The sequence below is a fragment of the Lentzea aerocolonigenes genome, from assembly GCF_000955955.1.
Lineage (GTDB): Bacteria > Actinomycetota > Actinomycetes > Mycobacteriales > Pseudonocardiaceae > Lentzea > Lentzea aerocolonigenes_A.
In genome coordinates, this window is the sequence record NZ_JYJG01000400.1 from 1 (window position 1) to 10,446 (window position 10,446).

Annotated in this window: 13 protein-coding genes; 7 read left to right on the plus strand and 6 right to left on the minus strand. The window is 68.0% G+C overall.

Going from position 1 to position 10,446, the window contains the following annotated elements; all coding sequences use genetic code 11:
• Both UK23_RS40330 and UK23_RS40335 read left to right on the plus strand, forming a co-directional pair.
• The coding region (locus UK23_RS40330) for a site-specific integrase (protein WP_045317076.1) at nucleotides 1–1,068 on the plus strand (1,068 nt) is incomplete at its 5' end.
• 366 nt (nucleotides 1,069–1,434) lie between these two features.
• Nucleotides 1,435–2,943 (plus strand): M4 family metallopeptidase, encoded by a 1,509-nt coding sequence (locus UK23_RS40335; protein WP_045317077.1) that lies wholly within the window; start codon nucleotides 1,435–1,437, stop codon nucleotides 2,941–2,943.
• Nucleotides 2,944–3,055: 112 nt separating this feature from the next.
• Here UK23_RS40335 and UK23_RS40340 read toward each other — a convergent pair whose 3' ends face one another.
• Nucleotides 3,056–3,499, minus strand: coding sequence for a YybH family protein (locus UK23_RS40340; RefSeq protein ID WP_045317078.1), 444 nt, complete (start codon nucleotides 3,497–3,499; stop codon nucleotides 3,056–3,058).
• A gap of 109 nt (nucleotides 3,500–3,608) precedes the next feature.
• Between UK23_RS40340 and UK23_RS40345 the strand changes: the two genes are divergently transcribed.
• Both UK23_RS40345 and UK23_RS40350 read left to right on the plus strand, forming a co-directional pair.
• Complete coding sequence (locus UK23_RS40345) at nucleotides 3,609–3,983, plus strand: YciI family protein (RefSeq protein ID WP_045317079.1); 375 nt, start codon at nucleotides 3,609–3,611, stop codon at nucleotides 3,981–3,983.
• A complete protein-coding gene (locus UK23_RS40350) occupies nucleotides 3,980–5,158 on the plus strand; it encodes an RNA polymerase sigma factor (RefSeq protein WP_045317080.1) in 1,179 nt (392 codons plus the stop codon). The genes UK23_RS40345 and UK23_RS40350 overlap by 4 nt, the downstream gene beginning before the upstream one ends.
• Here UK23_RS40350 and UK23_RS40355 read toward each other — a convergent pair.
• Genes UK23_RS40355 through UK23_RS40365 form a run of 3 tightly spaced genes read right to left on the minus strand, consistent with a single transcriptional unit; the run spans nucleotide 5,130 to nucleotide 7,706 of the window.
• Nucleotides 5,130–5,822, minus strand: coding sequence for a histidine phosphatase family protein (locus UK23_RS40355; protein ID WP_045317081.1), 693 nt, complete (start codon nucleotides 5,820–5,822; stop codon nucleotides 5,130–5,132). The two genes, UK23_RS40350 and UK23_RS40355, sit on opposite strands and share 29 nt — an antisense overlap.
• A gap of 10 nt (nucleotides 5,823–5,832) precedes the next feature.
• Nucleotides 5,833–6,660 carry an undecaprenyl-diphosphate phosphatase gene (locus UK23_RS40360; protein ID WP_045317082.1) on the minus strand — a complete coding sequence of 276 codons (828 nt, stop codon included), beginning with the start codon at nucleotides 6,658–6,660 and terminating at the stop codon, nucleotides 5,833–5,835.
• Nucleotides 6,657–7,706, minus strand: coding sequence for an LLM class F420-dependent oxidoreductase (locus UK23_RS40365; protein WP_045317083.1), 1,050 nt, complete (start codon nucleotides 7,704–7,706; stop codon nucleotides 6,657–6,659). The genes UK23_RS40360 and UK23_RS40365 overlap by 4 nt, the downstream gene beginning before the upstream one ends.
• A 71-nt stretch (nucleotides 7,707–7,777) precedes the next feature.
• On the opposite strand from UK23_RS40365, the gene UK23_RS40370 reads away from it, so the two are divergent.
• Nucleotides 7,778–8,743 (plus strand): aldo/keto reductase, encoded by a 966-nt coding sequence (locus UK23_RS40370; protein WP_045317084.1) that lies wholly within the window; start codon nucleotides 7,778–7,780, stop codon nucleotides 8,741–8,743.
• On the opposite strand, the gene UK23_RS40375 is transcribed toward UK23_RS40370, so the two are convergent.
• Nucleotides 8,700–9,014, minus strand: a complete 315-nt coding sequence (locus UK23_RS40375) for a hypothetical protein (protein WP_045317085.1) — start codon at nucleotides 9,012–9,014, stop codon at nucleotides 8,700–8,702. The two genes, UK23_RS40370 and UK23_RS40375, sit on opposite strands and share 44 nt — an antisense overlap.
• 190 nt (nucleotides 9,015–9,204) lie before the next feature.
• Between UK23_RS40375 and UK23_RS55185 the strand changes: the two genes are divergently transcribed.
• Both UK23_RS55185 and UK23_RS40385 read left to right on the plus strand, forming a co-directional pair.
• Complete coding sequence (locus tag UK23_RS55185; protein ID WP_052685463.1) at nucleotides 9,205–9,924, plus strand: hypothetical protein; 720 nt, start codon at nucleotides 9,205–9,207, stop codon at nucleotides 9,922–9,924.
• Nucleotides 9,921–10,133 carry a DUF5703 family protein gene (locus UK23_RS40385; protein WP_030465938.1) on the plus strand — a complete coding sequence of 71 codons (213 nt, stop codon included), beginning with the start codon at nucleotides 9,921–9,923 and terminating at the stop codon, nucleotides 10,131–10,133. The genes UK23_RS55185 and UK23_RS40385 overlap by 4 nt, the downstream gene beginning before the upstream one ends.
• Here UK23_RS40385 and UK23_RS40390 read toward each other — a convergent pair.
• Nucleotides 10,126–10,446, minus strand: a 321-nt coding sequence (locus UK23_RS40390; protein ID WP_196778097.1) for an aldo/keto reductase, incomplete at its 5' end; no start/stop codon positions are given. The genes UK23_RS40385 and UK23_RS40390 overlap by 8 nt on opposite strands.

Sequence of the window (10,446 nt, forward strand, 5' to 3'; positions counted from 1 at the left end):
GTGCTGATCGACATCGACGCGCTCGCGAGGGTGCGCGAGAGGTTCGACGACGAGCAGGCGGCCTCGCTCAGCAACTATCTGCGCAGTGCGCAGTCGCCGAACACCGTGCGCGCGTACCGGTCGGACTGGATCGCGTGGGCGGGCTGGTGTCAGGCGGAGGGGCGTCAGGCGTTGCCGGCGGATCCGCTGGACGTGGCGGTGTACCTGGCGGCCGCGGCGGACACGGTCAAGCCGGACGGGTCGGCGGCGTTCGGGGCGTCGACGCTGGAACGGAAGTCGGCGGCGATCTCGGCGGTGCACGCGGCGAACGGGTTGCCGAGTCCGACGCGCAGCGATGTCGTGCGGCTGACGCTGCGGGGTATCCGCAGGACCCGCAAGCAGCAGCCGAGGCGCAAACGCCCGGTGCTGCTCGACACCCTGGAAGCGCTGCTGAACGAACGCCCGCAGGAAGGTCCGGCCAGGGCGCGCGACGCGCTGCTGCTGCTCGTCGGGTTCGCGGGCGCGTTGCGACGCAGCGAGCTGGCGGCGATCGAGTTCGAGGACGTCACGGTCGATGTGGATCCGCGCACGCACGAGCCGTTGCTGCTGATCCGGCTGGGGACGACGAAGACCGATCAGACGGGCAGGCATCAGCAGTCGGTGGTGCTTCCCCGCGGCAGCCGGCGGCCGACGTGTCCGGTGTGCGCGTTCGCGGACTGGGCGGACACGCTGCAGCACAAGGAGATCAGCGAGACCGGCCTGCACCGCTGCCACGGCTATGAGCCGACGCACCACCAGGGCGCGTTGTTCCCGGTGATCAACCGGCACGGCGGCATCGGGCAGAAGGCGATGTCAGGGCGTGCTGTGGCGGAGCTGGTGAAGCGGTACGCCCTCAGGGCGGGGCTGGATCCGGAGCTGTTCGGCGGGCATTCGCTGCGGGCGGGGTTCGCGACGCAGGCGGCGCTGGGCGGGGCGAGCGACCGGGAGATCATGCGGCAGGGCCGGTGGACCAATCCGCGCACGGTGCACCGCTACATCCGGACCGCGAACCCGCTCGAGGACAACGCCGTCACCCGTCTGGGCCTCTAGATTTGTGACCCAGGTCTCAGTTTGCGGGTTTAACTCTAAACAAGATCCCCGCCGGTAGGGCTGCACCGGACAGAGTAACGGACTAGGCCGGAAGCACGTCCGGCGCCAAAAGTTTCCGTTGTGTTTCCACGCCCGTTGAGCTGCTCTTTTGTTCCACCATACGGACAAAAGCCGATCTCCTGACCAGCGAAGCTGCTCGATTCGTGAAGCAATCTCGCATTCTGGGAGTGGCTGGTCGCATGCACTGAGAGCAATACGATCACCACGCCCGGTCATCGACGACGGCCGGGCTGTTCCACGGTGTTCGACCCGGCACCCCTGTAACGCCGGAGCGATCACTCCCTGCACCGGAACAAGGAGCGTTCCATGAAGCGCAAAACCCTGGGCATCACCACTGCCCTGATGTCCGCGGCGGCACTGGCCACCACGGGCACGCTGGGAGCCAACGCGGCGCCACAACAGGCCGTGAACCCGCTGTTCTCGGCGGCCGAGCAGGCGGGGACGATCTCCACCGCACTCGGCCTGTCCGGCGGTGAGCAGCTCGTCCCGAAGGACGTCGTGCGCGACGCCGACGGCACCAGCCACTTCCGGTTCGACCGCACGGTCAACGGACTCGAGGTCATCGGCGGCGACGTGGTCGTCGCGCAGAAGGCCGGACAGCTCACCAGCGTCGTGAAGGCGACCGAGGCCTCCCTCGCCGGCCTCGACACCTCCGCGCCCGCCGCCGCCCAGGCCGGCTCGAAGCTCGTCGTGTTCGCGCTGGACCACGCGCCCGTGCTGGCGTGGGAGACGGTCAAGCACAGCGTCAAGGAAGACCAGACGCCGAGCGAGCTGCACACGTTCACCGACGTCAAGACCGGTGAGACCCTGCTGTCCTACGACGACGTGCACAACGCCGAGGGCACCGGCCAGTCCACCTTCAGCGGCACGGTCAGCCTGAACACGACCCAGTCGGGCAGCACGTTCCAGCTCAAGGACCCGGCGCGCGGCAACCAGGCCGTCAACAACCTGAACAACGGCTCGGGCAACGGCACGTTGTTCACCGACGCCGACAACAAATGGGGCAACGGCACCTACACCGACAAGGCCACCGCGGGCGTCGACGCCGCGTTCGGCGCCGCGAAGACGTGGGACTACTACAAGAACGTCCACGGCCGCAACGGCATCAAGAACAACGGTGTGGGCGCGCTGAGCAAGGTCCACTACGGCAACAACTACAGCAACGCGTTCTGGAACGACTCGTGCTTCTGCATGACCTACGGCGACGGCACGAGCAACCAGCACCCGCTGACCTCACTCGACGTCGCGGCCCACGAGATGTCGCACGGCGTCACCTCCGCGACCGCGGGCCTGATCTACTCCGGTGAGTCCGGCGGCCTCAACGAGGCCACCAGTGACATCTTCGGCTCCACGACGGAGTTCTACGCGAACAACGCCAAAGACGTCGGCGACTACCTGATCGGCGAGGCGATCAACATCCGCGGCGACGGCAAGCCGTTGCGCTACATGGACAAGCCCTCCAAGGACGGCCGCAGCCTCGACTACTGGTCCTCCTCCGCGGGCAACGTCGACGTGCACTACTCGTCCGGCATCGCCAACCACTTCTTCTACCTGCTGTCCGAGGGCAGCGGCAAGAAGACGATCAACGGCGTCGCCTACGACTCTCCCACCGCCGACGGCCAGCCCGTCACCGGCATCACCCGCGCCAAGGCCGAGAAGATCTGGTACCGCGCGCTGACCACCAAGTTCACCTCCAGCACCAAGTACGCCGCCGCCCGCACCGGCACCCTCGCCGCCGCGGCAGACCTCTACGGCGCCTCGTCGCCCGAGTACGCGGCGGTCAACCGGGCCTGGGCCGCGGTGAACGTCAAGTAAGGACCCGCCACGAAGACCGGGGCCCGGACCGCACCCCCTGCACGGTCCGGGCCCCGGCATATTTCCTTTCCGCGGCAACGCCCGATCTCCGGCGAGCACGACGACGGCCGGGTCAGGGCTCCAGGTCTGTTGCCGCGAGGAACGACCCGTCCATGTAGAACGGCACGGACACGTGCTCGTGCGTGATCAGCCACCGCCCGTCCTGCCTGCGCAGCCCCACGGTGATCCGCGTCCACATCGAGAACCCCTCCGGATAGCCGACCGGCACGGCCGCAAGCCGCTGCAACCCGTGCACGAACGCCAGGTCACCGGACACGGCCACCGACAGGTCGCGGTGCTCGATCGTGATCGGGCCGTCGAACCCCGCCATCCACCCGCCCACCGCGTCCGGGTCGCGGGCGTCCAGGCCGGTGTTGCGCAGCGGCGGGGCCAGCGTGAACGTCACCGCGTCGTCGGCGTACCGGGCCACGACGCGGGCGGGCGAGCGGTCCCGCATGCCCTCCACGAGCTCCGTGAACGAAGCGAGGATCTCGTCCTGCACCAGTGTGTGAGTCATCTCGGAAACCTCCGTGCGAAGTTGGCTGACACACCGATGTCGAAGCACGGCCCGCGGTCTCGACATGGCGGTGAGAAGATTTTTCACACGCCCAGAGCGGAGGCCGGAAGTGAAGTACCTGATCCTCATCTACAGCAACCCGAAGTCGCGGGCCGCGTGGGACAAGCTCACCGACGAGCAGCAGATGCAGTTCGGCAAGGACCACTACGACCTGAGCGACAAGCTGCGCGCGTCCGGGGAGCTGATCGTCAGCGAGGGCCTGCCCGGACCCGAGACCGGCAAGGGCGTGAGCATCCGCGACGGCGAGGTCGTGGTCACCGACGGGCCGTTCGCCGAGGCCAAGGAGTACCTGGCCGGCTTCTACCTGGTCGAGGCCGACACGATCGACCAGGTCATCGCCCACGCCGCCACCCTGCCGGACGCGCACAACGACGGCATCGAGGTCCGGCCCGTCTGGGACATGTCCATGCTGGACGACATGTGAAGACCACGCCACGCGTCGAGGACCTGCTGCGCGAACTGGCGCCGCAGGTCCTCGGCGTGCTCGTGCGCAGACACGGCCAGTTCGACGTCTGCGAGGACGCCGTCCAGGAAGCCCTGCTCGGCGCAGCCCAGCAGTGGCCGGAGCAGGGCATCCCGGACAACCCCAAAGGCTGGCTCATCACGGCCGCGTCGAGAAGGTGGATCGAGCAGTACCGGTCCGAGACGGCACGGCGGCAGCGCGAGGAGAAGGTCGTCGCGCTCGCGCCTCCCCCGGCCGATCCCGCGCCCGCACAGGACGACACCCTCACGATCCTCGCGATGTGCTGCCACGAAAGCCTGACAACGGCGTCGCAGATCGCCCTCACGCTCCGGGCGGTCGGCGGACTCACCACAGGAGAGATCGCCCGCGCGTTCCTGGTACCGGAATCGACTGTGGCACAACGGATCAGCCGCGCGAAGCAGAAGATCAAGGGCACCAAGTTCCGCACGCCCAAAGACCTGACAGCAGTGCTGCACGTGCTCTACCTGATCTTCACCGAAGGCTCGACCGCCAGCTCCGGCGACGACCTCGTCAGGGTCGACCTCACCGCCGAAGCGATCCGCCTGACCCGCCAACTCCACCGCAGACGACCCGACGACGGCGAACTGAGCGGCCTGCTGGCGCTGATGCTGCTCACCGACGCCAGACGCCCTGCCCGAACCGACGACCAGGGCGCGCTGATCCCGCTCGCCGAGCAGGACCGCGGCAAGTGGGACCGAGAAGCCATCGCAGAAGGCACCGAACTCATCCAGAACGCGCTCAACACCGCCCAGATCGGCCCGTACCAGCTGCAGGCGGCGATCGCGGCCGTGCACGCCGACGCCAAGACCGCGCAGGACACCGACTGGCACGAGATCCTCGGCCTCTACGAGCTGCTCACGGTCACCGCACCCGGCCCCATGGTGTCGCTGAACCGGATCGTCGCCGTCGCGATGGTCCACGGGCCGCAGCAAGCACTACGAGAACTGTCCACACTGGACCTCGACCACTACCGCGTGCACGCCGTGAAAGCACACCTCCTCGACCTGCGAGGAGAACACGAGCAAGCGAAAGCCGAGTACGAGAAAGCCGCGAAACTGACGCTGAGCGTGCCGGAGCGGCGCTACCTCAGCTCCCGGTCGCGCCGCCCACAGTAGCGTCGGAGGAAGGCTCCTCCTGCGGCGGCGCCTGGGGCACCACACCCGCCAGGTCCCCGCCGTTGTCGTTGACCCGCAACACGAACGGCCGCGTCTGCGTGTACTGCACCACCGAGATCGAGCACGGATCCACGACGATGCGCTGGAACCCGTCCAAGTGCACACCCAGAGCGTCGGCCAGCACCGCCTTGATCACATCACCGTGCGAGCACAGCACCCACACCGCGCCAGGCCCGTGCTCAGCGGTGATCCGGGCATCATGCGCACGCACAGCAGCCACAGCGCGCGCCTGCACGTGCGCGAGCCCCTCACCCTCGGGAAAAACCGCGGCGGACGGATGCTGCTGCACCACCGCCCACAAAGGCTCGTTGAACAGGTCCTTCAACGCCTTACCGGTCCACGCGCCGTAGTCCACTTCGGACACATCCGGCTCCGCGACAGCCTCCAGCGCACGATCCGCGAGAAGCGGCGCCAGCGTCTCCTCGCAGCGCTGCAGAGGAGACGACACGACCGCCGCGACCGGAATGTCCTTCAACCGGCCGACGAGTGCCGTGGCCTGCGCCTGCCCGCGTTCGTCCAACCCCACACCCAACGACCGCCCGGCGAGCACACCGGAACCGTTGGCGGTGGAACGAGCATGTCGAAGCAGAATCACCGTGGCCACAACATCCACCTTAGATCGGCTGCAACAACCCCATCGACAGCAGCCCCATCAGCACCAGGCCCAGCATCAGCCGGTACCACACGAACGCCGAGTAGGAGTGCTTCGACACGTACTTCAGCAGCCACGCGATCGTCGCGTACCCCACCACGAACGCCAGGATCGTCGCCACGATCATCTGCGGCACCGACGCCTGCACACCCTCACCCGAGCGCTCCAGCACGTCCGGGATCGAGAACAACCCCGCCCCGAACACAGCCGGAATCGCCAGCAGGAACGAGTACCGCGCCGCCGACTCACGCGTCAGCCCCAAGAACAGGCCCGCCGTCAGCGTGCCACCGGAACGGGACACGCCCGGGATGAGCGCCAGCGCCTGCGCCAGCCCCATCCCGATCGCGTCCTTCATCCGCAGCTCGTCACGCTCGTGCTTCGCCAAGTGGTCCGCCAGACCCAGCAGCAGACCGAACACCACCAGCATCGTCGCCGTGATCCACAGGTTCCGCGCCGACGTCCGGATCTCGTCCTTCAGCAGATAACCCAGAACCGAGATCGGCACCGAACCGATGATCACGTACCAGGCGAGCCGGTAGTCCTTCTCCTTGCGCGCCGCCGCGCTGAACAAGCCGCGGAACCAGGCGGCGATGAACCGCCCGATGTCCTTGGCGAAGTAGATCAGCACCGCCACCTCGGTACCCAGCTGGATGACCGCGGTGAACGAAGCGCCCGCGTCGTTGCCGAAGAACAGCGTCGACGTGATGCGCAGGTGCGCACTGCTGGAAATCGGCAGGAATTCCGTCAGTCCTTGGACCAGTCCGAGGACCAGAGCCTGCAACCAGCTCAACTACCCACTCCTGCCAGATCCAGAGCCTCGGCCGCGGTGCGAAGGCCCGCGATCCCCTGCTCCAGATCTTGCAGCATCGGCGAAATGGACAGCGTGGTGACCCCCGCGGCGGCGAGAGCCTTCATCCGGTCTGCTATGCGCTCCTTCGGGCCCAGCAACGACGTCGCGTCCAGGAACTCCAGCGGAATCGCCGCCATCGCACCGGCGTAGTCGCGCGCCAGGTACTTCTCCTGGATCTCCTCGGCCTGAGCCGGGAAACCCATGCGCACCATCAGGTTGTTGTAGAAGTTCTGCTTACGCGAACCCATCCCGCCCACGTACAGCGCCGTGTACGCACGCACCGGGTCCGCGCACGTCTTCCAGTCGTCACCGACGATCAACGGCACGGTCGGCACCACGTCGAAACCGTCCATCGTCTTGCCGGCCTTCTCCCGGCCCGCCTTCACGCTGGCAAGCGACTCGCCGGAGAACTCGGGCGAGAAGAAGATCGCCAGCCAGCCGTCCGCGATCTCACCCGTGAGCTCCAGGTTCTTCGGACCGACCGAAGCCAGGTAGATCGGGATCTGGTCGCGCACCGGGTGCACGGTCAGCTGCAACGCCTTACCGGGACCGTCCGGCAACGGGAGCGTGTAGTGCTCACCCTCGTACCGCAGCTTCTCGCGCGAGAGAGCCTTCCGCACGATCTCCACGTACTCACGCGTGCGCGCCAGAGGCTTGTCGAACCGCACACCGTGCCAGCCCTCCGACACCTGCGGACCCGACACGCCGAGACCCATCCGGAACCTGCCACCGGAGAGGGTGTCGAGCGTCGCCGCCGTCATCGCCGCCATCGCCGGCGTCCGCGCCGGAATCTGGAAGATCGCGCTGCCGACGTCGATGCGTTCGGTCTGCGCGGCCACCCACGAGAGCACCGTAGGCGCGTCGGAGCCGTAGGCCTCCGCGGCCCACACCACCGAAAAGCCGAGCCGGTCGGCCTCTTTGGCCAGCTCCAGGTTCGCGGCGTCGTTGCCGGCGCCCCAGTATCCGAGGTTCAATCCGAGCTTCACGGGCGAGACCCTACCGGTCAGTAACACCGATTGCCAGGCTCAGCCGATGATCACCCCTTAGCATCGCGCACGTGGAACAGCGATACCTCGGCCGCAGCGGCCTCCGCGTGTCCAGAACGGCACTGGGCACGATGACGTGGGGACGCGACACCGACGCGGACGAGGCCGCCACCCAGCTCATGGCCTTCGCCGACGCCGGCGGCACCCTCATCGACACCGCAGACGTCTACGTCGACGGCGAGTCCGAACGCATCCTCGGCGGCCTCCTGGGCGAAGTCGTCCCCCGCGACGAACTGGTCATCGCCACCAAAGCCGTCGCACGCCGCTCCGAAGGACCATTCGGCGGAGGAGCCTCACGCGGAGCGCTCCTCAACGCCCTCGACGGATCCCTGCGACGCATCGGCGTCGACCACATCGACCTCTGGCAGCTGCACGCCTGGGACGCGAACGTCCCCGTCGAAGAATCACTGTCCGCCCTGGACCACGCCGTCACCTCGGGAAAGGTCCGCTACGTCGGCGTGTCGAACTACAGCGGCTGGCAGCTCGCGACGGCCGTGATGACGCCCTCGACGTACCCCCTCATCTCCACCCAGGTCGAATACTCGCTGCTGGAGCGCGGGATCGAGCGTGAAGTCGCACCGGCGGCGTTGCACCACGGGCTCGGACTGCTGCCGTGGGCCCCCCTCGGCCGTGGCGTGCTCACCGGGAAGTACCGCAACGGCACCCCACCGGACTCCCGCGGCGCATCAGCGCACTTCGCGGGCTATGTCGAGCAGCACCGCAACGAGCGCGCCGCCCGGATCGTCCAAGCCGTCGCCACCGCGGCCGACGGGCTCGGGACCTCGGCGCTGTGCGTCGCACTGGCCTGGGTGCGGGACCGGCCCGGCGTCGTGGCCCCCGTCGTGGGCGCACGCGACACGAACCAGCTGATCGCATCACTGGAAGCCGAACAGCTCACGTTGCCACCCGCGATCAGGGCGGCTCTGGACGACGTCAGCGCGATCGAGCTGGCGTATCCCGAACGCCCGATGCCCTAGCTCCGACCCATACCCCGGCACCCGCCAGCACCAGCAACCCGACGCCGCCGAGGAGCTTCGGCAGCTCGGCGGCACGACACTGCGCGTCCACACCCTCGAACTCCGCCTGGTGCGGCCCCTCGGTGAACACGTTTCCGCACCTCACACGCGCGTACTCACTCATCAGGCCGCCCGACGAGTGCTCCCAGTTCACCTTCGTCGGCCCGAAGAACAACCAGCCCGCGACCGCGACGGCGAGCACCACTGCCACCCGCACCACCCACCGGATCATGGAAAGCACCCTGCCTGCCACCCGGTTTCAACCGGCTTTCACCATCGCCGACGCGGTGCGTCTTGGTGGTTTGTACGACCTTGGTTCGGGTTGCGTTCGTGAGCCTCGGAGAGGTTTGATTTCAGGCTGCACTGAAGCAATAGAGGTAATTACGTAACACGGCCAAACGGGGTTTCACCCGACCCCTTGCGTGACCTCCGACCGAACGTCGTGGATGCTGGAAGACCACGACCTACCTCAGGAGGACCCGATCTTGCGCCGGCTCGCTGCTCTGCTCTTGACCACCGCCACGCTGACCGCGTGCGGGCAGAGCGACAAGTCCCAGGATCCGCTGCAAGTGGCGGAGACGCTCGAAGCCGCCACCCCGGCCCACTCCCCCGCCCAGAACGCCACGCCTCCCGGCACCATCACGCCCGGCGGCGAGTTCAAAGACGGCGGCACCACGCTGAAGTTCCAGGTCAACGGCAAGGACGTCGAACTCGACCGGCTGCGCAGCGCGGTGTTCGAGATGACCGAGGACGACAAGGGCGCCGAAACCCGAGGAGCCGGTCTGAGGGCGGGTGACGGCGCCACCAACGCCGTCGCCGACCGCTACGGCCGGCTGCTCGTCGTCGACACCCGCGGCGGCGAGTTCATCGCCTTCAGCGTCAACCCCCTGATCATGCGCCAGCGCTACCCCGTCCCCGGCAGCCCCTACGGCATCGCCTACGACGCCAAGCGCGACATCGCGTGGATCACGCTCACCGAGCGCAACGAGGTCGTCGGACTCAACGTCGCCGGCGGCGAACCGGCAGAGAAGTACCGGTTCCCCACCGTGCGTCAGCCCAACACGGTCAGCGTCGACCAGGAATCCGGACACGTCACGGTGACGTCCGGCGACAACGGAGGGATACAGGTGATCTCGCCATGAACGAAGGGGTGATCGACGGGGACTGGGAGTACCGGCCGCTGCGTCTGCCGCCCGGCATCTCCCGCCGCACCGCGACCACGCAGCTGGCCATCCACGCCGAGTTCGCCGGCTGGGAACTGTCCCGCACGCTGCTCTACGGCGACGGCTCCCGCAAAGTCTGGCTGCGCCGCAAGCGCCAGCCCGCGCTGTTGCCAGGCCTCATCACCTGACGACAACGCCCGACCCGAACGCGGCAGGCTCGCACTCCGCGATGAAGTCCGCCGGAAAGCCCCTCACGAACGGGGCCGCCGCCGAAAGGCGCGCGACCGCTTCCGGCGGCAGATCCACCTCGCCCAGGCAGTCCGCGATCTGCTCCGGCGTCCGCGCGCCCACCAACGGCAGCGCCCCCGAGTTCCGCACCCACGCCAGAGCCACCTGAGCCGGCGTAGCGCCCAACTCCTCCGCGACCGCCCGCACAGCCCCGGCCACGGCGACTTCCGTCCCGGTCAGCTGCCCCGCCCGTCGCGTGCCCCCGGACAGCTT